The sequence below is a fragment of the Kocuria sp. LUK genome (assembly GCF_021012935.1).
GTDB lineage: Bacteria > Actinomycetota > Actinomycetes > Actinomycetales > Micrococcaceae > Kocuria > Kocuria flava.
The window spans coordinates 169,227-188,892 of record NZ_JAJMZI010000003.1 but is presented as its reverse complement, the minus strand read 5'-3'; the positions used below and the strand labels follow the sequence as shown (position 1 = coordinate 188,892).

The following is a 19,666-nucleotide window of genomic DNA, read 5'->3' as shown; positions in this document are numbered from 1 at the left end:
CGTGGTCACGCCCCGCGCACCTCCGCGCCCAGTCCCGCCGCGGCGGCGGCACCGGCGATCCGGGCGAACTCGTGGACGTCGAGCGTCTCGCCCCGGCGGGCCGGGGCGATGCCGGCGGCGTGCAGGACCTCCTCGGCCGCGGCCCCCGAGCCGGCCCAGCCCGCGAGCGCCGCGCGCAGGGTCTTGCGCCGCTGGGCGAAGGCGGCGTCGACCACCGTGAAGACGAGGTCGCGGTCGACGTCCGCGACCGGTGCGTCGCGGCGGACCAGGCGCACCAGCCCCGAGGCGATCTGCGGGGCCGGCCAGAAGACGTTCTTGCCGATCGTGCCGGCCTTCGTGACCTCGGCGTACCAGGCGGCCTTCACCGACGGCACCCCGTAGACCTTCGATCCCGGGGTCGCGGCGAGCCGGTCGGCGACCTCCTCCTGGACCATGACCAGCCCGTGGCGGATCGAGCCGAAGCGCCCCAGCAGGTGCAGCAGCACCGGGACGGCCACGTTGTAGGGCAGGTTCGCCACGAGCGCCGTGGGCTCCGCCGGCAGCTGCTGGACCCGCAGGGCGTCGTGCTCGAGCACCGTGAGCCGGTCCACGCGCTCCGGGCGGAACCGCCGGACCGTGTGCGGCAGCTGCGCCGCCAGGGGCGGGTCGATCTCCACGGCCACGACCTTCTCGGCGGCGTCCAGCAGCCCCAGCGTCAGCGAGCCCAGCCCCGGCCCGACCTCCAGCACCGTCTCGTCCGGCCCCAGCTGCGCGGCGGCGACGATCCGCCGGATGGTGTTGGGGTCGATCACGAAGTTCTGCCCCAGCGTCTTGGTCGGCCGGATGCCCAGCTGCCCGGCGAGCGCCCGGATCTCGGCGGGCCCCAGCAGCGGGCGGGCGGCGGGGTCGGTGGATTCTGTCACCGGCTCATCGTATCGGCCCGCCCCGGCCCTCCCGCCGAGCCCCCACCCCATTGCTCGGCACCCGCGCTCCTCCGCCGAGTCCCCACCGCCGCTGCAAGGGACACCGTCGAGCCCCCACCCCAGCCGCCGAATCCCCATCCGAACCGCGCCGCGCCCCGCCGAATCCCCACTCCACCCACGCCGATCTCGCCGAGTCCCCTTGGTCGCGTCATTTCCCCCGTGGCGCCACGGGGGAAATGACGCGACCAAGGGGACTCGCCGGCGACACCATGTGGACGTTCCGACCGGGTTCCTTCCGAGGGGCCGCCGGCGACTGCACCACCGAGAGCACCCCACCGGCGCGCCGACCGCCCAGGGCCTGCACCGCCACCGCACCGGCATCAGTGAATCCGGGCACCTGTCGCGCCCCGGAAGCTGCTGCACCTGTCGCGTCCCGGAAGCCGCCGCGCCCCCGGCGTCTGCCGCCCCCGGCACCATCCGCACTGCACAACAGCGGCTCCCACGCCGGCCGCCGACCACCGTCCACACCCGGCTCCGGGCCGAGACGGCCTGGGCTGGGTGACTGCTACCACCGAGCCATGACTGCACTCGATCCCGGTCCGGGCACCGACCTGCCGCCGTTGCTCCGCACCGCGGACCTCCAGGACGCCGGGCTCGGCGACCGCGCCGTCCACCGACAGGTCCAAGAGGGCCGACTGGTCCGCCTCCGCGCCGGCTGGTACGTCCGAGGCGAGCCGTACCGGACCCTGTGGCAGGAGGACCGGATGCTGCTGGGCCACCTGGCCTACGCCCGGTCGTCGACGGTGGACCCGGTGCTCTGCCACGCCTCGGCCGCCCTGGTGCACGGCCTGCGCCTGTACCGGGTCCCCACCCGCATCCACACCGTCTCGGCCCCGGGGCACGGCACGCACAACGGCGCCCCGGACGTCGTCCGCCACCAGGAGCCCCTGCCTCCGGCGGACGTGGTCGAGGTGCGCGGCATCCGGGTGACCTCCGCCGAGCGCACGCTGCTGGACTGCGCTCGGCTGCTGCCCTTCACCGACGCCGTGGTCCTCGCCGACCAGGCGTCCGCGGTCCGGCTGACCCGAGCCCGTCTGGAGCGGCGCCTGCCGGAGTGGAGGGGCCGGCGCGGGGTGCGCCGCGCCCACCGGGTCCTGTGCGCCATGGACGTCCGGGCCGAGTCCGTGGGCGAGACGCTGACGCGCCTGATGCTGGCCGAGTGGGACCTGCCCGAGCCGCGACTCCAGTGGGTCATCGACGGCCGGTCCGGGCGCTACCGCGCGGACCTCGCGTGGCCCGAGCACCGTGTGGTCCTCGAGTTCGACGGCCGGCTCAAGTACGCCCACGCCGACCCCGAGGTCGTGGCCTCCGTCCTGCGCGACGAACGACGACGGGAGGTCGAGATCCAGGAGCTCGGCTGGACGGTGATCCGGATCGGGTGGAAGGACGTGGTGAGCACTCCGGAGACCACGGTCGCCCGCATCAAGAAGGCCCTGCAATCAGGCGGCCGCCGCCCCTGACCCTGCCCCACCGCCCCCACGCCCGTCTGCCCGTCCGCCGAGTCCCCCCGGTCGCGGCGTCTCCCCCGTTGCACCACGGGGGAAACGCCGCGACCGGGGGGACTCGGCGTGCCGGCCGTGGGTCGGGTGGGGATTCGGCGAGCGTCTGCGCGGCGGAGGCGGGGACTCGGTGAGGGGCCGTGCACCGGGGTGGGGACTCGGCGGTCCCGTGGGGACTCGGCGCGGCCCGGTTCAGCGGGGGTGGGGACTCCGCGGTCCCGTGGGAACTCGGCGAGGTCCCGCGCAGCGTGCCTGGGGACTCGACGAGGTCCCACGCGCGGGCGTTAGGGAGTCGGCGAGTCCTCACCCGGGGCGGTGGGGACTCGGCGCTCAGAAGTCGCCGTAGACGTCCCGCGTGTTGGTCCACAGCTGCCGGCACAGCTGCTCCAGGTCCTGCTCGAGCTCCTGGGCCATGCCGCGCACCGTCCAGTTCGTCACGTAGCTGGCGTTGGGCCGGCCCCGGTAGGGGTGGGGCGTGAGAAAGGGGGCGTCGGTCTCCACGAGCACGAGCTCCGGACGGGCCTCGTGCAGGGCCGCCCGCAGCCCGGCGCTGTTCTTGAAGGTCACGGTCCCGGAGAAGGACATGTACCAGCCGTGCTCGTTGCAGGTGCGGGCGAGCTCGGCGTCGCCGGAGAAGCAGTGGAAGACGGTGCGCTCGGGGGCGCCCTCCTCGAGCAGCACCGCGACGACGTCGGCGTGGGCGTCGCGGTCGTGGATCTGCAGCGCCTTGCCGGTCTCGCGGGCGAAGTGGATGTGCTCGCGGAAGGAGCGCTTCTGGTGCTCGCGGCCCTCCCCCTCGGTGCGGAAGTAGTCGAGGCCGGTCTCGCCGAAGGCTCGGACCCGCTCGTGGTCGCCGAGGCGGCGGATCTCGGCGAGGGCCTCGTCGAGCTGCCCGGCCGCGGCGAGCGCGGGCGCCTCGTTGGGGTGCAGCGCGACGGCGGCGAGCACGCGCGGATCGGCCTCGGCGGCGGCGACGGCGAAGCGGGAGGAGGGCACGTCGCAGCCGACCTGCACGACCCCGGCGACGCCGGCGAGGGCGGCGGCGTCCACGGCGTCGCGCACGGAGACGGCCACTTCCCCGTCCTGGAGGTCCATGTGGGTGTGGTTGTCCGCGACCGGGTGCGGCAGCGGCTCGGGGGCCGGCGGGTACTGCAGGTTGCGGCGGCGGCCCTCGTCGGAGCGGGAGCGGCGGCGGGTGCCCTCGCCGTCGGGCACGTCCCCGGGCACGGCGTAGCGGGCCGGGTCGTAGGCCGGCGGGACGGCGCCGGGCTCCTGGGCCGGGCGCCGGGCGGGGTCGGCCCACAGGGTGGCGGTGAGGCGGGGGGCGTTCGGGTCGGTCACGGGCGGGCACCTCGGGTCGGCGGGGCGGCGGCACGGGCGGGCGCGCCGTGCCTGGACCAATCTACGAGGCCGCGGCGGGACCGAACATACTGGAGGCAGCAGCCCCGAGCGGAGACCGAGGAGACCATGGAGTCCTTTCCCCAGCACACGCAGGCGATCCTGGACCGCGTCAACGCGGTGATCGACGGCAAGCCGGAGGCGGCGCGGACCGCGCTGACCGTCCTGCTGGCGGGTGGGCACCTGCTCGTGGAGGACGTCCCGGGTGTGGGCAAGACCATGCTCGCCCGCACGCTGGCGAGCGCGATCGGCGGGACGGTGGCGCGCATCCAGTTCACCCCGGACCTGCTGCCCACGGACATCACGGGGGTGTCGGTCTACGACCAGGCGCGGCGGGAGTTCGAGTTCAAGCCGGGGCCGGTGTTCGCGAACGTGGTGATCGGCGACGAGATCAACCGGGCCTCGGCGAAGACCCAGTCGGCGCTGCTGGAGTGCATGGCGGAGGGCCAGGTCACCGCGGACGGCACCACGTACCGGCTGGCCGCGCCGTTCATGGTGGTGGCCACCCAGAACCCGGTCGAGATGGACGGGACGTTCCCGCTGCCCGAGGCGCAGCGGGACCGGTTCACGGCGCGGATCTCGATGGGCTACCCGGACGCGGCCGCGGAGGCGACGATGCTCGCCGACCACGGCGGCGGCTCGCCGCTGGCGGGGCTCGGGCCGGTGGTCTCCGTGGCGGACGCGGCGCGACTGGTCGAGCACGTGCGCGGGATCCACGTCTCGGACGCGGTGCGGGAGTACATCGTGGCGCTGGGCGCGGCCACCCGCTCGCACCCGCAGCTGCGGCTCGGCGCGAGCCCCCGGGCGCTGCTGCAGCTGCAGGCGGCCGCCCGCGCGGAGGCCGCCCTGAGCGGACGCGACTGGGTGCTGCCCGACGACGTCCGCACGGTCGCAGTGCCCGTGCTCGCCCACCGCCTGATCCTGGACCGCCGGGCCGGGGCGAGCTCGGCCGAGGAGCTGGTGCTGTCGGTGCTGGCGGACGTGCGGGTCCCGGCCGAGCCCTCCGCCCGGGGCCGATGAGCCGGGTCCGGCGCGGGACCGGGGAGCGCAGGAGCGGGGAGGCCGGCACCCGGGAGCGCGGAGCCGAGGAGCTCGACGCCGCCGGTGAGCGCGCCGAGCGGCCGGTGGACTCCCGGGCCCGCTTCACCGGGCGCGGGTGGGCGTTCCTGGCCGCGGGCGCGCTGAGCCTGCTGGCGGCCACGTGGCTGGGCCGCAAGGACGTGCTGGCGCTGGCCCTGTTCCTGGGCGGGACCCCGCTGTTCGCGGCCCTGTCGCTGTACGTGGTGCGGCCGCGGGTGCTGCTCAAGCGCACCGTGGACCCGGCGCTCGTGACCGCAGGTGACCCGGCGTCGGTGCGGCTGCGGGTGCGCCACCGGGGACGCCGCGGCCGGGAGGTCCACGGGGCAGTGGCCGTGCGCGAGACGGTGCCCGCGGCCCTCGGCGGGGACCGCGAGCTCGAGGTCGGGGCCGACGGGGCACCGGCCGGCTACACGGTGCGCCCCCTGGCGCGCGGACTGTGGCCGCTGGGGCCCGCGACCGTGCAGGTTGCGGATCCCTTCGGCCTGGCCACCGAGCTGCTCGACGCCTCGGAGCGCAGCGTCCTGCACGTGGCGCCGGCGGCCGTGCCGCTGCCCGAGATCAGCCCCGACCGGCTGCGCGAGTCCGGCGCCGAGCCCTCCCGCACGGGCCGTCCCGCCCCCGGGCCCGACAACGTCACGACCCGCGAGTACCGCCACGGCGACCCGATGCGCCGCGTGCACTGGGCGGCCTCGGCCCGCCACGGGCAGCTGATGGTCCGGCAGGAGGACCCGCGCAGCGTGCGGCGGCTCAGCCTCGTCCTGGACCTCGACGAGCGCTCGTGGCCGGGCGAGCGGGTCTGGGCCGGCGTGCTGCCGAGCACCGCGGCCCTGGAGTGGGCGGTGGGGCTGACCGCCGCGGTCCTCGACCACCTGGCCCGCCGCGAGACCCTCGTGCACGCCCTCGACGGCTTCGGCCGCGCCCTGCCCCGCGGCGGCGAGGACGACGACGGTGCCGCGCGCGCCGTCACCGCGGTGACCGACGAGGGCGCCGAGGACGTCCGGCACGGACTGGCCCGGGTGCGCCCGGTGCCCGCTCCCGGCGGGGACCCGCTGGCCGAGCGCGTGGACCGGGAGCGGCTCGTGCACCCGGTGCTGCTGGTCTCCGGGGACCTGGGCGCCGGGGCCGCCGAGCGGGTGCTCGCGGCGACCGAGCGCGCCGGTGCCGGCAGCGCCGTGCTCGTGACCGAGGACGGCTCGGCGCCCGCCGGGGCCGCGGTGCTCGAGGCCGCCGGCTGGACGGTCGTGCTCGCCACCCCGGGCACCGACCCCGAGGACGCCTGGGCTGGGCTGGGCGCCGGCGGCCCGGCCGCCGCGCCCCGGAGGCCCGCGGGCGGGGCGGGCTCCGGGTCCGCACCGTCCGCCGGCCCGCAGGGCACCGGAACGGCGCCGGGGGCGGGCCGGTGAGCCCCCGCCGCCCCGCGCCCGGTCCGGCGACGGCCCCCGTCCCCGCCGCCCCGTCCACGGCCGCCCCCGGCCGCTCCCCCGCCGCCGTCCTGGGCCCGGCGGGGACCGTGCTCGCCGCGACCGCCCTGTCCCTCGTCGCCCTGGCCGGGGTGCTCGACGGCGCCGGCTGGGTGGCCGGCGCCCTGCTGGCCGCCCTCGGCACGGTCGCGGCCACGGCCGTGGCCCGGCTCGTCGGCCTGCCCGCGCTCACCGCTCCCCTGTTCGGGGCCGGCGCCCTGGTCCTCGTGCTGACCGTGGTCTTCCTGCGCGAGCAGGCCCTGCTGGGCTTCGTGCCCACCCCGGGAGCCCTGGCCCGGGCGCAGGAGCTGGTGCGGGAGGCGGCCGGCGTCGTCGGCCGCCGGCCCGCGCCCTACCCTGCCGGGGCGGGGGCCTCCTTCACCGCGGCCCTGCTCGCCGGGCTCGCGGCCCTGCTGATCGACGTGCTGTTCACGGTCCTGCGCCTGCCCGGGCTCAGCGCGCTGGGGGTGCTGGCCGTGCTCGCCGTCCCCGCGCTCGTGCTGCCCGGCAGCGTGGGCCCCGCCGGGACGGCCGCGGCGGTGCTCGCGGCCCTGCTGCTGCTCGCCGGCGGGCGGCACTGGGGCGCGGTGCGCGAGGCCCGCACCGCGCCCGCGCCGGGCAGCGCGCCCCGGGCCCTGGTCGTGGGCGCCGGGGTGCTCGCCGTGACCCTGGTGCTGCCGGGCCTCGTGCCCGGCTTCGTCAGCGGCGCCTTCCCCCAGGGCAGCGGCCCGGCCGGCCAGCGCGCCCCCGGTGTGGGCCCGCTGCGGGCCGTGGGCCAGGAGCTGCGCACGGCCGAGCAGACCCCCGTGCTCGAGCACACGGGCGAGCCGCAGCTGCTGCGCGTGCTGACCCTCGAGGACTTCGGCGCACCCGAGTGGTTTCCCGCCGAGGACGGGCTCGAGGACGGACTGGAGGACTTCGGCCCGAGCCCGCTGACCCCCGTGGGCCCGGGCGCGGAGCGGACCACCGCGGTGACGCTGCGGGACTGGTCGGGGCGGTGGCTGCCCCTGCCCTGGGCCCCGCTCGACGTCGGGGCCCCCGCGGGCGAGGACTGGTCCTGGAGCCCCCGGGACCTCACGGTGCACGCCGATCCCGCCCCGGAGCCCGGCACCGCCTACGAGGTCCGCGCGGTCGAGCCCGCGCCCACCGCCCGGCAGCTGCGGGAGGCCCCAGCCGCCCGCGACCCCGCCCTGGACCCGTTCCGCGCCCTGCCCGCGGACACCCCCGCCGCCCTGCGGGAGGCCGCCGAGCGCCGGACCCGCGAGGCCCGCACGGACTTCGACCGGGCCCTGGCCCTGCAGGAGTGGTTGCGCTCCGACGAGTTCGTCCACGACGTCGACGCCCCGCTGGCCGGGGGCTACGACGCCGGGGGCATGGCCGCCCTGGACACGTTCCTCGAGACCCGCACCGGCTACTCCGGGCACTTCGCCCCGGCGATGGCCGTGATGGCCCGGGAGCTCGGGATCCCCGCCCGCGTGGCGGTCGGCTACCTCCCGCCCGCCGCCGAGGACACCGCCTTCGCCGGGGCGCAGGAGGCCGTGCGGGTGCGCCCGCGCGACACCCACGCCTGGCCCGAGCTGTGGTTCGAGGGCACGGGCTGGGTGCGCTTCGAGCCGACCCCCGGCACCGAGGACGTCCCCGGCTACGCGGACGAGGACCCCTCCGGGCCCGAGGACCCGGACGCGTCCGGGCCGGGCGGACGGCCGAGCGTCGATCCCTCCGCGCCGGAGACCGGACCGGCGAGCGCTCCCCCGACCTCCCCGCCGACGGCGACGCCCAGCACCAGCCCCGAGCCGGCGGTCACCGGACCCGCGAGCGCCGAGCCGGTCCCGGCCGAGGAGCCCGCGCAGCGGAGCGCGGCCCCGGTGTGGCTGCCGTGGCTGCTCGCGGCCGCCGGCGCGCTGCTGCTGGTCCTGCCGGCGGCGCTGCCGCGGCTGCTGCGCGGACGGCGGCGGGCCCGGCGGCTGCGCCTGCTCGAGGACCCCGGGGCCGATCCGGCGGCCCGGGTGCTGGCCGGCTGGGCCGAGGTCGAGGACCTCGCCGCCGACCACGGGCTGGGCCGGGCCCCGGCCGAGACCCCGCGGGCGCTCACGGCCCGCCTGGCCGGGCTGCTGCCGGCCGCGGCGCCGGGGCTGCAGCGGCTCGGGGCGGACGTCGAGCGCGCGCTCTACGGGCCGGCCGCGGGGACGTGGGTGCCGACCGCGGGCGCCGGCGACGTGCGCGCGCTGCAGGTCGCGCTCGCGGACCGGCCGGGGTCCCGGCGGGCCCGCTGGCTGCCGCCCTCCGTGCTGCGCGGCCGCTGAGGCCGGCCGCGCCGGGCGCTCCGCCGCGGCGCGGGAGGGCCTGCCTCCGCGGGACGTCCGCCCGCGCGGGGTGGACGGCTCCGGACCGGCGGGCCGCGGGCGGGCCCGGACCGGTGCGGGAGCTCAGCCCTTCCGGGCGCCGAGGACCGTCTCGTAGAGCTCCCGCTTGCCGACCCCGGCCCGCTCGGCCACCTGGCCGGCGGCGTCCTTGAGGCGGGTGCCGGCGGCCACGAGGGCCTCGACGTCCGCGACGAGGTCCTCGGCCCGGGCGGGCCCCGGGGCGGGGGCGCCGGCGACGACGACGGCGATCTCGCCCCGCACCGGCCCCTCCTGCGCCCAGGCGAGCAGCCGGTCGAGGTCCCCGCGCACGACCTCCTCGTGCAGCTTCGTCAGCTCCCGGGCGACCACGGCCCTGCGGCCGGCGCCGAAGGCCTCCCGCAGTGCGGTGAGCATCGCGGCGAGCCGGTGGGGGGCCTCGTAGAAGACCATGGTGCGCCGCTCCCCGGCCAGCTCGGCGAGCCGGGCCGAGCGCTCCCCGGCCTTGCGCGGGAGGAAGCCCTCGAAGGTGAAGCGGTCGGTGGGCAGCCCGGAGACGGCCAGGGCGGTGAGCACCGCGGAGGGCCCGGGCACGGCGGTGACGGTCAGCCCCTCGGCGGCCGCGGCCTCGGCCAGGCGGTAGCCGGGGTCGGAGACGGTGGGCATCCCGGCGTCGGAGAGCACGAGCACGGTCGACCCGGCGCGCACGGCCTCGAGCAGCTCGGCCACCCGGCCGGCCTCGTTGTGCTCGTGGTGGGTGAGCACCCGCCCCCGGGTGGTGACCCCGAGCCCGGCGGCGAGCCGGCGCAGCCGCCGGGTGTCCTCCACGGCGAGCACGTCGGCCCGCTCGAGGGCCTCGCGCAGGCGGGGCGAGGCGTCGCCGAGGTTGCCGATGGGCGTGCCCGCGAGCACGACCGCCCCGGGGCCCTCGCGGCGGGGCGGATCGGCGGGGGCGGGGGCGTCGTCGTGGGGTTCGCTCTGCACGGGGCCCACTCTACGGCCCGCCCCGGAGCCCTCTCCCGCCGGCCGGCCCGATCCCGGGGTCGGCCCGGTCCCGGGCGCTCCCCTCCCGGGCGCCCCGGCGGGACCGCGGAGGGCGCGGCCCGCGGGCCCGGGCCGGAGGGGCCGGGCTCCGCGGCCGGCCGGGGCGCCTCCCCTACGATGGCAGGCGTGAGCTCCCCGGTCCGCGCCCCCTCCCCCGCCCCGTGGGCGCCGGCCCCGGTGAGCACGGTCCGCCGGGCGCTGGAGCCCGCCGCACTGCGGGCCCGGCTGCTGCCCGCCCCCGTCGCGGTGCCGCGGGCCGCCTGGCTCGCCCCCGTGCTGGTCGTGCTCCTGGGCGCGGTGCTGCGCTTCTGGGACCTGGGCCACCCGGACGCGATCGTCTTCGACGAGACCTACTACGTGAAGGACTCCTGGTCGCTGCTGCTGCACGGCTACGAGCGGCAGTGGCCCGAGGGTGCCGACGACGCGTTCGTGGCCGGCACGCCCCCCGAGCCGCTCGAGGGCCCCTCGTACGTCGTGCACCCGCCCGTGGGCAAGTGGGCGATCGCCGCCGGGATGGCCCTGTTCGGGGTCGAGGACCCCGTGGGCTGGCGGTTCTCCGCCGCGGTGGCCGGGACCCTCTCGATCGCGCTGGTGTGCGCCGCGGGGTGGCTGCTGTTCCGCTCCGTGGCCGTGGCCACGCTCGCGGGACTCTTCCTGGCCGTGGACGGGCTGCACCTGGTGCAGTCGCGCCTGGCGCTGCTGGACGTGTTCCTGATGCTCTTCGTGCTGCTGGCCTTCGTGGCGCTGCTGCTGGACCGCGAGCACGGCCGCCGGCGGCTCGTCGCCCGCCTCGGGACGGCCCCCGGCAGCCCCCTGCCGGAGGAGCAGGCGCGGCGCCGGCTGTCCGGGGGCCCGTGGCTGGGGGTGCGCTGGTGGCGGATCGCGGCGGGCCTCGCGTGCGGTCTGGCCGTGGGCACGAAGTGGAACGGGCTGTTCCTCGTGGCCGGTCTCGGGGTGCTCTCGGTGCTGTGGGACCTCAACGCCCGGCGGGTCGCCGGGGTGCGGCACTGGCTGCGCGCCGGGGTGCTGAAGGACGGGCTGCCGGCCTTCCTGGCCGTGGTCGGCACGGGCGCGGTGGTCTACACCGCGTCGTGGGCCGGGTGGTTCGCGTCCTCCGGGGGGTACTCGCGCACGTGGGCGCAGGAGCACCCCGGGGAGGGGATCGCCTGGCTGCCGGCGCCGCTGCGGTCGTTGTGGGCCTACCACGCCTCGGCGTTCGAGTTCCACCAGGGCCTGGGCTCCCCGCACTCCTACGAGGCGCTGCCGTGGCTGTGGCTGACCCTGGGCCGGCCCACGTCCTACTACTACGAGTCGCCGGGGCGGGGCACGGCCGGGTGCACGGTGGAGCACTGCTCGCAGGCGATCCTCAACATCGGCAACCCGCTGCTGTGGTGGACGGGCATCGCGGCCCTGGTGGTGGCCGCGTGGCTGTGGGCGGTCCGGCGCGACTGGCGCTTCGGGGCCCCGCTGGGGATCTTCGCGGCCGGGTACCTGCCGTGGTTCCTCTTCCCCGAGCGCACCATGTACTTCTTCTACGCCCTGCCGGTCGAGCCGTTCCTCGTGCTCGTGCTGGCCGGGGTGCTGGGCCTCGTCCTGGGCCGGCCCGGGGACCCCGTGGCGCGGCGGCGGGCGGGCGTCGTCGTCGTCGGGGTGTTCGTCGCGACGGTGCTGGCGCTGAGCGCGCACTTCGCCCCGCTGTGGTACGGGCAGACGATCCCCTACGCGCAGTGGCGCGAGCGGATGTGGTTCGACGCCTGGATCTGAGGCGGCCCGCTCAGCGCCCGGCGAGGCGGCGGCGCAGCTCCTGGCGCCGGCGCACCCGGTCGAGGGCGCGGTGGCGGCGGAAGGCCGTGGGCCAGGTCGCGGCCATGACCGCGAGCGCCCCGAGCAGGGTCAGGGCGCCGACGGCGACCGCCGCGTCCGTCCAGAACTGCGTCGGGTAGAGCCGGATCAGGGTGTCGGAGGCGCGGAAGGTCCAGGAGCCGTCGGCGAAGAACAGCGAGTGGAAGGCCGTGAAGAACTGCTGCCAGGCCACCAGGGCGGCCACGGCCAGCAGCACGAGCAGCACCACGGTCAGCCACGACCCGAAGAACAGGGCGCCGGAGGCCGCCCCCGGCGCGCGGGCGCGCAGGTACAGGGCCGAGACGAGGCCGACCAGGGCGAGCACCACGACCGCCGCCAGGGCCACCTGGAGCACGATCTTCACGTCGGTCATGTGCGCGACCTCCGTGGGCAGGAACATCCGGTTGCCCTCGTCGTCCCGGACGTCGGCCAGGTACGGGGCCGGGGCCCAGTTGAGCACGTAGTCCAGGCCGTAGGAGCCGAGCACGGTGCGCTCCTCGGTGCCGAAGCCCCAGGGGTCGGCCGGGAAGCCCGGCCGGTGGTACTCCGCCCACAGGAACAGCGGCGTGGCCACGGCGCGCACCGCGGCGGCCAGCAGCACGAGCGGCAGCAGCACCGCGAGGAAGACCTGCTGCACGCGGGGCAGGCGCGGCTCGTCGGCGACCGCCTCGTGGCGGCGGGCGGCCCGCCGCCGGGCCTGCTCGTCCTCGTCCGCGGGCGCGTCCTCGGGGCCGGCCTCGTCGTGGCCGAGCGCGGGCCCGGTGCCGCGCACGGGCCGGGCGTCCGGCCCGCTCCGCTCCTGCCCGGCCGGGGTGCCGGGGGCCGGGATGCCGGGAGCCGGGGTGCCGGGGGCCTGGCTTCCCGCCGGGGTCACGGCGGGGATCAGCCCCGTCCACACCGGCTCCTCGCGGGGCGCGGCGGGCGGCTCGGGCTCGCTGCGCTGCCAGGGGGCCTTGTCGCTGCTGGTGGAGGGCACGGGGCGGTCCTTCGGGGGCTCGGGGGAGGTCGGTCCCGATCCTACCGAGCCGCCCGCCCCGGCGTGCTCACCAGTCGCCGTGCCAGGACTCGTCGGCGTAGTGCTCGAACGGGATGTTCCAGTCCCCGTAGCCGTCGTCCGGGTCGGCCTGCGGGTAGCCGGTGTGCAGGACCTCCACGACGTCGCCCGGGCGGAAGACGTCGTGGACGAACTTCGCGCCCTCCGGGGACATCCCGATGCAGCCGTGGGAGACGTTGGCCGTGCCCAGCACCGGCTGCGCGGAGGGCAGCGCCTCGTGGACGAACTCCCCGCTGGCGGTCAGCCGGGAGACGTTCGAGGCCCAGAAGGTCTCGTACCAGTGCGGGTCGCCCGGGGCGAGGTCGAGCGAGGAGGCCTTGAACAGGTAGCTCGGGGCCTGCTCCATGATGACCTTCTTGCCCGTGGTCGAGGGCCAGTCGGGGTTGCCGAGGGTGACGGGGAAGGTGCCCACGACCTCGCCGTCCACCCACGCGGTGAGCGTCTTCGTGCGGTTGTCGACCTGGGCGTAGTGCTCCGCGCCCACGGTGAAGCTCCGGTGCACGTCGGCGTTGCCGATCATCCCGTGGCCCACGTCCAGGCCGAGCAGCTCCACGCGCACGCGCACCTCGGTGTGCGGGTCCCACCGCTCGGCGGGCCGGTAGCGCACGGTGCGCTCGTCGTACCAGCGGAACGCCCCGGCGTGCCCGCCCCCGCCCTCGACGACGACGGCGCGCTCGACCGCCTCCCGGTGCACGACCGGCTCCGAGAACCGCAGCTCGAGCACCTGACCGGTGCCGTAGACCTGTCCCTCGGCCACGTTGAGGCGCACGTCGACCTCGTGGGCCGCCGAGACGGTGCTGAACGTGCTCGTCCCGCCGCCGGTCCCGGTGCTCCACTCGAGGACGTAGGCGGTGTCGAAGGCGAGGTCCTCCGTGCTGGTCCAGCGGCTGCCGCCCTCCGCCAGCTCGCCGGCCACGGGGGCGCCACCGGCGGCCGGGTACAGCACGACCCCGGTCAGGGGCTCGGGCCCGGCGTGCACGAGGACCGGCTCGACCGGGTTGTGCTCGAGCGCCCCGTCGCCGGGCAGCACCTCGACCGCGCCCCGGACGGCCGCGGCCTCCGCCGTCGCCTCCGCCGTGGGCGACGGCGTCCCGGCGGATCCGGCGCCGGGCGCCGGGGCCGCCGGCGTCCCGGCGGGCTCGCCGGGACCCGCGTGCGCGGCGCCGGAGGGCGGGGCGGCGCAGCCGGTGGCCAGCAGCAGCGCGACCGTCCCGGCGGCGAGCAGGCCCCGCCGGCGGGCAGGTCCTAGGAGAGCGGCCGGTGCGGCGGGCCGGGGCGCGGACGGGTCCGCGGGCAGGGGGAAGGAGCGGGGCACGGGGGCATCACCTCGGCGTCGGGGGGTGCGGGGGAACGCACAGGGGATGCTCCCAGCGTAGGGGCGGCCCAGCTCCCCGGAGGCATCGGGACCGGGCCGGGTGCGATTGTTAATCACTTTGTGACGACGGCCGGAGGAACCCCGGTGCCGGTCCGGCACCGCCCGGCCCGGGGCGGACCCGCCGTCCGGGGCGGTCGGGGCGCACCGCGGCCCGTCCCCGGGCGCACCGGCCGGCCAGGGCGCCCGGAGGCACCGCGGACCCTGCCGGGGCACTCCGGGCGGTGCGGGGCGCCCGTGGCGCCCGGCACCGCCCGGAGAGGCTCGCGCTCCGCCGCGGGCGGCCCGGGGGCCCCGGCGGCCGGGACCTCAGGAGGCGGGCGCCAGGCAGGGGATGCCGGCGACCACCGGGTAGACCGGGTGGACGCCGTCGCGGAAGGGCCGGTCGCTCATGAGCCGGTCGGCGTCCACGGGCACGAGCCGCCCGCCGGTGAGCGGGCAGCGCAGCACCGCGGCCAGGCCGGCGGCGACCACGGGAAGGGGCTCGGTCACGGCCTCGCCCGCCCCCGGCGCCGCCGGTGCGGCGGCGCCGGGGGCCGCGGCCCAGGGAGCCGGGCGCGGCGGCGTGCGCCGGGCGGGTCCGGCGGCGGGGACGGGGCCCGCGGCGGGCGCGTGACGGGGGCCGGCTGCGGGCCCCCCGTGGACGTCGGGACGGGACGGGGTCCGGGGGGTGGTCTGCGTCGTCGCAGGTGCCGGCATCGGTTCTCCTGGTGCTCCGGGGGGAAGAGCGTGCGCGCCGGGCAGGCGCGGTGGGGCCCATCCTAGGGAGTCCGATTGCGATCGCACAGAGACCGGGGCCAGGACACGCCGGGCGCACGGACGGCGGACCGGGGCGGGCCTCAGGGGCGGCGCAGGTGCGGGCGCCGCATCGTCTCGGGCAGCGGGACGTCGCGGTGGTCCCCGGCGGCCGGCGGGGTCGGCGGGGACCCGGCGGCGCGCCCCGCCACCGGCCCCTCACCGCGGCGGCGCTCCGGTGCCCGGGTGCCGTCGGCGGCGGCGCCCGGAGCGGGTGCCGCCGGGCGGACCGCGGCGGCAGGGGCGCCGGCGGAACCGGCGCCGGCGACCCGCGTCCGGGGCAGGGAGACGTCGCGCAGCTGGGGACGGCCCTGCCGGGCGGGGGCGGGCGGGGCGCTCTCGCGCACGGCCTCGGCCACGGCCCCGAGCTCGTCCGCGCCGCCGAAGCCCTCCGGGGGCTCGAGCCGCACGACCCGCCAGCCGCGCGGCGCCGTGAGCCGGTCGGCGTGCACGGCGCACAGGTCGTAGGCGTGCGGCTCGGCGTGGGAGGCCAGCGGCCCCACGACCGCCGTGGAGTCGGAGTACACGTAGGTCAGGGTCGTGACCGCGTCCCGCGTGCAGGTCTGGCGGGAGCAGCGGCGCGCGGGGCTGCCGGAAGAGCTCATCCCCCGAAGCTACCTCAGCGGCCGAGGCGGCGCAGGCGGCGGCGTTCGCGCTCGGAGAGCCCGCCCCAGATCCCGAACTTCTCGTCCTTGCTCATCGCGTAGTCCAGGCAGGCCGACTGGACGGGGCAGGCCTCGCAGACGCGCTTGGCGTCACGCGTGGAGCCGCCCTTCTCGGGGAAGAACGCCTCCGGGTCGGTCTGGGCGCACAGGGCGTCGGTCTGCCACGCGAGCTCGCCCTCGTCCTCCTCCACGGAGTAGAGCTCCGCGACCGCGCCCCAGGGGTCGGCCTCCTCGGCGGGGGCCTCGAGCAGGTCCACGACCGTGGCCCGCGGGGCGTCCTCGACGGTGCTCGCGTGCTCGAGGAGCAGGGCGGTGGCCTGGTCCTCGAGGCTCGGCCCGCCCAGCGCGTGCCGCTCGGCGGCCCGGGGGTCGACGGGGTCGACGAACCAGTCCTCGGGCGCCGAGCTGACGCTGCGGCGCCGGGGGGCGAGGGTGGTTTCGGCGAGCTGGCGGGGTGCGGCCTCTCCCATGACTTTCCTTCCGTACGACACGTTCGCGCTGGCCTGGCATAATCCGGGGGGTGCCGGCGCAGTGCATCCCGGAGAACGCATCTTTGGTGATCGCCTGCCGGACGCCCCAATTACACGTGTGTGACTACTGTCGCGTCAAGACTTTTCAGAAGCTTCCTTCCGATCTATGAGAACCTGGACAAAGGTCCAGGACGGCGGTGTTCGTGCTGGTCGGAAGGGGGTTGACAGATCCTCCGCCTGTCCCGGAGGCATGCTCCGGGATGCATATTCCGCCCTCCGCACCACCACCCCGTGACCTCGTCAGGAGCCGGCATGAATTCCTCCCCCGTCCCCTCTGTCCCCCGACTGGTGGACACCCTGCGCAGCAGCCCCCGGCCGGCGCTGCTGTGGTACGGCCCCGGCGGCGAGCGCGTGGAGCTCTCCGGGCGGGTGCTGGAGAACTGGGCGGCGAAGACGGCCAACCTGTGGGCCGAGGAGCTCGACGTGGTGCCCGGGGACGCGGTGACCGTGGGCGCGCAGGTCCACTGGCGCACGGTGGTCGCGGTACTGGGAGCCTGGCTCGCCGGGGCCGCCGTGCACCCGGCCGATCCCGTCTCCGGGGCCGCGACCCCGGGCGACCGGGCGGTGCTGGCCCTCGCGGGGACCGACGGGTCCGCCCCTCCCCTGCTGACGGGTGCGCCCGCCGGCACGGTCCGGGTCCTGGCCGACCCGCCGGCGCTGTCCCTGGGGCTGCGCGGGGGCCTGCCCGCGGGGGCGGACGTCGACTACTGCGCGGAGATCCGCGCCCACGACGACGTGTGGTCGCCGGTGGCGGAGCCGGTGGACGCCGACCCCGCCCTGGTGGCGGCGGACGGGACGGCAGTGGCCCACGCCGCGCTGCTCGACCGGGCCCGCGAGGCGGCCGCCGGGCGCGAGGAGGCGTGGGGGCGGGCCGCGGCCGTGCACGTGCCGGGCGCCGCGGCCGACGCCGCGTTCCTGCTCCGGGTCCTGGCGGTGCTCGCGAGCGGGCGGGCCGTGCTGCTCACCGACCGGGACACCGAGCAGGCGTCGTGGCAGGACGTGCTCGCCGCCGAGCGGGCCACCGGCTTCTGAGCGCCGGGCCGGGGCCGCGCGCGGGACCCGCCCGCGGCGGGAGGGCGGCGCGGGTCCTCAGCCGTCCTCGGGCTCGTCGCCGTGGCGCGGCGCCCCCGGGGCGGCGGAGCGGCCGGCGGGGGCACGGCCGGTGATCCGGGCGATCTCCAGGGCCGCGGTGTCGGCGAAGTTCGGGTCCTCGTCGAGCTCCTCGGTGAAGACCCAGAACCGGTAGGCGAAGTAGCGGAAGACGGTGCCCAGGATCGTGCCGATGATCGTGCCGGAGACGAAGGACGCGTAGGCGCTGGTCAGGCCGAGCACGTAGTAGCTGAAGCCGAGGCAGCCGAGCTCGATGGCCATGCCGATGCCGTTGGCCACGAGGAACTGCACGAGCTCCTTGCGCTTGTCCGACTGGCGCTTGTGCCGGAAGGTCCACAGCCGGTTCGCGACCCACGCGAAGAGGATCGCCACGACCGTGGCCGCGAACTTCGCCTTGAGGTGGCCGTCCGTGAAGACGGTGTGCATCAGGATCCAGGTCAGCGACGCGTTGATCACGAAGGCGAGGGCGCCCACGACGCCGAACTTCATGAGTTCCTTGACGAAGAGGTGCCAGAGGGCATCGAAACGGGCGGCGAGGCTGTTCACGCGGCTTCAGGTCTCCAGGCTGGTGTGCGGGCGGGCACCGGTCGGCGCCGCGGCCGTGCGGGGCGACGCCCCGGACTGCGCGCCATCCTACCCCCGCGACCCCGGACGGATCAGGGGCGGGCGCCCGCCCCGGCCGCGGGCGGCTACCCTGGTCGGGTGAGAACTCCCGGAACCGCTCCCGTCGTCGGCGTCGTCGGAGGGGGCCAGCTGGCCCGCATGATGGCGCCCGCCGCCACCGCCCTCGGCCTCGAGCTGCGCGTGCTCGCCGAGGGCCCCGACGTGTCCGCCGCGGCCGCGGTGGCCACCGCCCCCGTCGGCGACCACACCGACCTCGAGACCCTGCGCCGCTTCGCCGCGGACGTCGACGTCCTGACCTTCGACCACGAGCACGTGCCCACCGAGCACCTGCACGCCCTGGTGCGGGAGGGCGTGGCCGTGCGGCCCGGGCCCGAGGCCCTCGTCCACGCCCAGGACAAGCTGGCCATGCGCGCGGCCGTGGACCGCCTCGGCCTGCCCAACCCGCACTGGGCCGCGGTCGCCGACGCCGACGAGCTCGTCGCCTTCGGGGAGCGCGCCGGCTGGCCCGTGGTGCTCAAGACCCCGCGCGGCGGCTACGACGGGAAGGGCGTCATGGTCCTGGCCGGGCCGGAGGCCGCCCGCGGCCCCGAGCCGGCCGCGTGGTTCGGGCGCACGCAGGGCCCCCTGCTGGCCGAGGAGCGCGTGCCGTTCACCCGCGAGCTCTCCGCCCTCGTGGCCCGCACCCCCTCCGGGGAGGTGCGCTCGTGGCCGGTCGTCGAGTCGATCCAGGTCGACGGCGTGTGCGACGAGGTCCTCGCCCCCGCCCCGGCGCTGCTGCCCGAGGTCGCCGCGGCCGCCGCGGGCACGGCCCGCACGATCGCCGCGGAGCTCGGGGTGACCGGCGTGATGGCCGTGGAGCTGTTCGAGGCCCCCGGGCGCGGCCCCGGCTTCCTCGTCAACGAGCTGGCCATGCGCCCGCACAACTCCGGGCACTGGACGATGGACGGGTCCGTCACCAGCCAGTTCGAGCAGCACCTGCGGGCGGTGCTCGACCTGCCGCTGGGCGAGACCGCCGCGCTGACCGGGGCGACCGTGATGAAGAACTACCTCGGCGGGGCCAACCAGGACCTCTTCTCGGCCTACCGGGCCGCGCTGGGCGCCGAGCCCCGCGCGAAGGTCCACAACTACGGCAAGGCCGTGCGCCCGGGCCGCAAGATCGGCCACGTCAACGTCACGGGCGAGGCCGGGGAGCTGCCCGAGCTGCGCCGGCGGGCCGGGCACGCCGCCGCGGTCCTGCGCGACGGCGCCCCCTGAGGGCGCGCCTCCCACCGCCCGTCCAGCCGGGGCCGGTAGCGTGACCCCGGTCCGCGCCGGGCACCCGGCGCCACCCGCACACCGCCCAGGAGGCACCGAGTGAACGAGAAGCAGCGCCCCGTCGTCGGCGTCGTCATGGGGTCGGACTCCGACTGGCCCGTCATGGAGGCCGCCGCGACCGCCCTCGAGGAGTTCGGCATCCCCTACGAGGCGGACGTCGTCTCGGCCCACCGGATGCCGCTCGAGATGATCGACTACGGCCGCCGGGCGCACGAGCGCGGACTGCGCGTGCTCGTGGCCGGCGCCGGCGGGGCCGCGCACCTGCCCGGGATGCTCGCCTCCGTGACCCCGCTGCCGGTGATCGGCGTGCCCGTGCCGCTGAGGACCCTCGACGGCATGGACTCGCTGCTGTCGATCGTGCAGATGCCCGCGGGCGTGCCCGTGGCGACCGTCTCGATCGGCGGGGCCCGCAACGCGGGCCTGCTCGCCGCCCGGATCCTCGCCGCCGGCGACGACGAGCGCGCCGCCGAGCTGCGCGGGCGCCTCCAGCACTTCGCGGCCGAGCTGCGCCAGAGCGCCCACGCCAAGGGCGCGGCCCTGCGCGAGCGCCTCGACGGCTGAGCCGGTCCCCCGTCCTT

At 77.6% G+C, this 19,666-nt stretch carries 17 protein-coding genes; 8 read left to right on the top strand and 9 right to left on the bottom strand.

Annotated features, from left to right (window positions below):
* Window positions 1-5: 5 nt before the first annotated feature.
* On the bottom strand, window positions 6-902 hold the full coding sequence (rsmA, locus tag LQU92_RS06485; RefSeq protein WP_230779085.1) for a 16S rRNA (adenine(1518)-N(6)/adenine(1519)-N(6))-dimethyltransferase RsmA: 897 nt from the start codon (window positions 900-902) through the stop codon (window positions 6-8).
* Between the two features lie 578 nt (window positions 903-1,480).
* Here rsmA and LQU92_RS06480 point away from each other — a divergent pair.
* A complete protein-coding gene (locus LQU92_RS06480; RefSeq protein WP_230779080.1) occupies window positions 1,481-2,422 on the top strand; it encodes a type IV toxin-antitoxin system AbiEi family antitoxin domain-containing protein in 942 nt (313 codons plus the stop codon).
* A 369-nt stretch (window positions 2,423-2,791) separates the two neighbouring features.
* Here LQU92_RS06480 and LQU92_RS06475 read toward each other — a convergent pair whose 3' ends face one another.
* On the bottom strand, window positions 2,792-3,802 hold the full coding sequence (locus LQU92_RS06475) for a TatD family hydrolase (protein ID WP_230779077.1): 1,011 nt from the start codon (window positions 3,800-3,802) through the stop codon (window positions 2,792-2,794).
* A 126-nt stretch (window positions 3,803-3,928) separates the two neighbouring features.
* Here LQU92_RS06475 and LQU92_RS06470 point away from each other — a divergent pair, with 126 nt between their 5' ends.
* From LQU92_RS06470 to LQU92_RS06460, 3 genes are read left to right on the top strand one after another with little or no spacing between them, the layout of a single operon-like run.
* The gene (locus LQU92_RS06470; RefSeq protein WP_230779074.1) at window positions 3,929-4,879 is read left to right on the top strand and encodes a MoxR family ATPase; all 951 of its coding nucleotides are present in this window, start codon (window positions 3,929-3,931) and stop codon (window positions 4,877-4,879) included.
* Window positions 4,876-6,342 carry a DUF58 domain-containing protein gene (locus LQU92_RS06465; RefSeq protein WP_230779072.1) on the top strand — a complete coding sequence of 489 codons (1,467 nt, stop codon included), beginning with the start codon at window positions 4,876-4,878 and terminating at the stop codon, window positions 6,340-6,342. Before LQU92_RS06470 ends, LQU92_RS06465 begins: the two co-directional genes overlap by 4 nt.
* Window positions 6,339-8,702: a DUF3488 and transglutaminase-like domain-containing protein gene (locus LQU92_RS06460; protein WP_230779069.1), complete on the top strand. Its 2,364-nt coding sequence runs from the start codon at window positions 6,339-6,341 to the stop codon at window positions 8,700-8,702. The genes LQU92_RS06465 and LQU92_RS06460 overlap by 4 nt, the downstream gene beginning before the upstream one ends.
* A gap of 123 nt (window positions 8,703-8,825) precedes the next feature.
* On the opposite strand, the gene rsmI is transcribed toward LQU92_RS06460, so the two are convergent.
* Window positions 8,826-9,722 carry a 16S rRNA (cytidine(1402)-2'-O)-methyltransferase gene (gene rsmI / locus LQU92_RS06455; protein ID WP_230779066.1) on the bottom strand — a complete coding sequence of 299 codons (897 nt, stop codon included), beginning with the start codon at window positions 9,720-9,722 and terminating at the stop codon, window positions 8,826-8,828.
* A gap of 177 nt (window positions 9,723-9,899) precedes the next feature.
* On the opposite strand from rsmI, the gene LQU92_RS06450 reads away from it, so the two are divergent.
* Window positions 9,900-11,546 carry a dolichyl-phosphate-mannose--protein mannosyltransferase gene (locus LQU92_RS06450; protein WP_230779063.1) on the top strand — a complete coding sequence of 549 codons (1,647 nt, stop codon included), beginning with the start codon at window positions 9,900-9,902 and terminating at the stop codon, window positions 11,544-11,546.
* A gap of 10 nt (window positions 11,547-11,556) precedes the next feature.
* On the opposite strand, the gene LQU92_RS06445 is transcribed toward LQU92_RS06450, so the two are convergent.
* The 5 genes from LQU92_RS06445 to LQU92_RS14920 form a co-directional block, all read right to left on the bottom strand.
* Window positions 11,557-12,600, bottom strand: coding sequence for a TIGR01906 family membrane protein (locus tag LQU92_RS06445; protein ID WP_308071591.1), 1,044 nt, complete (start codon window positions 12,598-12,600; stop codon window positions 11,557-11,559).
* A gap of 67 nt (window positions 12,601-12,667) precedes the next feature.
* Window positions 12,668-13,993 (bottom strand): Ig-like domain-containing protein, encoded by a 1,326-nt coding sequence (locus LQU92_RS06440; RefSeq protein ID WP_230779060.1) that lies wholly within the window; start codon window positions 13,991-13,993, stop codon window positions 12,668-12,670.
* A gap of 366 nt (window positions 13,994-14,359) precedes the next feature.
* Window positions 14,360-14,542 carry a hypothetical protein gene (locus tag LQU92_RS06435; RefSeq protein WP_143709933.1) on the bottom strand — a complete coding sequence of 61 codons (183 nt, stop codon included), beginning with the start codon at window positions 14,540-14,542 and terminating at the stop codon, window positions 14,360-14,362.
* A 347-nt stretch (window positions 14,543-14,889) separates the two neighbouring features.
* Complete coding sequence (locus LQU92_RS15245) at window positions 14,890-15,450, bottom strand: DUF3499 domain-containing protein (protein WP_308071590.1); 561 nt, start codon at window positions 15,448-15,450, stop codon at window positions 14,890-14,892.
* A 14-nt stretch (window positions 15,451-15,464) separates the two neighbouring features.
* Window positions 15,465-15,980, bottom strand: a complete 516-nt coding sequence (locus LQU92_RS14920) for a WhiB family transcriptional regulator (protein ID WP_255667207.1) — start codon at window positions 15,978-15,980, stop codon at window positions 15,465-15,467.
* A gap of 312 nt (window positions 15,981-16,292) precedes the next feature.
* Here LQU92_RS14920 and LQU92_RS06420 point away from each other — a divergent pair, with 312 nt between their 5' ends.
* Window positions 16,293-17,072: a TIGR03089 family protein gene (locus LQU92_RS06420; RefSeq protein ID WP_230779056.1), complete on the top strand. Its 780-nt coding sequence runs from the start codon at window positions 16,293-16,295 to the stop codon at window positions 17,070-17,072.
* A 57-nt stretch (window positions 17,073-17,129) separates the two neighbouring features.
* Here the strand turns inward: LQU92_RS06420 and LQU92_RS06415 are convergent, their stop codons facing one another.
* A complete protein-coding gene (locus LQU92_RS06415; RefSeq protein WP_230779052.1) occupies window positions 17,130-17,696 on the bottom strand; it encodes a GtrA family protein in 567 nt (188 codons plus the stop codon).
* A 156-nt stretch (window positions 17,697-17,852) separates the two neighbouring features.
* Between LQU92_RS06415 and LQU92_RS06410 the strand changes: the two genes are divergently transcribed.
* Window positions 17,853-19,028, top strand: a complete 1,176-nt coding sequence (locus tag LQU92_RS06410) for a 5-(carboxyamino)imidazole ribonucleotide synthase (RefSeq protein ID WP_308071589.1) — start codon at window positions 17,853-17,855, stop codon at window positions 19,026-19,028.
* A gap of 135 nt (window positions 19,029-19,163) precedes the next feature.
* Window positions 19,164-19,649: a 5-(carboxyamino)imidazole ribonucleotide mutase gene (gene purE / locus LQU92_RS06405; protein WP_101853220.1), complete on the top strand. Its 486-nt coding sequence runs from the start codon at window positions 19,164-19,166 to the stop codon at window positions 19,647-19,649.
* Window positions 19,650-19,666: the final 17 nt, after the last annotated feature.

Bases quoted from the DNA above. Each gene is read 5' to 3' on its own strand.
- LQU92_RS06470 (WP_230779074.1), top strand. From the start codon at position 3,929: ATGGAGTCCTTTCCCCAGCACACGCAGGCGATCCTGGACCGCGTCAAC.
- LQU92_RS15245 (WP_308071590.1), bottom strand. From the start codon at position 15,450: ATGAGCTCTTCCGGCAGCCCCGCGCGCCGCTGCTCCCGCCAGACCTGC.
- LQU92_RS06420 (WP_230779056.1), top strand. From the start codon at position 16,293: ATGAATTCCTCCCCCGTCCCCTCTGTCCCCCGACTGGTGGACACCCTG.
- LQU92_RS06450 (WP_230779063.1), top strand. From the start codon at position 9,900: ATGGCAGGCGTGAGCTCCCCGGTCCGCGCCCCCTCCCCCGCCCCGTGG.
- LQU92_RS06465 (WP_230779072.1), top strand. From the start codon at position 4,876: ATGAGCCGGGTCCGGCGCGGGACCGGGGAGCGCAGGAGCGGGGAGGCC.
- LQU92_RS06480 (WP_230779080.1), top strand. From the start codon at position 1,481: ATGACTGCACTCGATCCCGGTCCGGGCACCGACCTGCCGCCGTTGCTC.
- purE (WP_101853220.1), top strand. From the start codon at position 19,164: ATGGGGTCGGACTCCGACTGGCCCGTCATGGAGGCCGCCGCGACCGCC.
- LQU92_RS14920 (WP_255667207.1), bottom strand. From the start codon at position 15,980: ATGGGAGAGGCCGCACCCCGCCAGCTCGCCGAAACCACCCTCGCCCCC.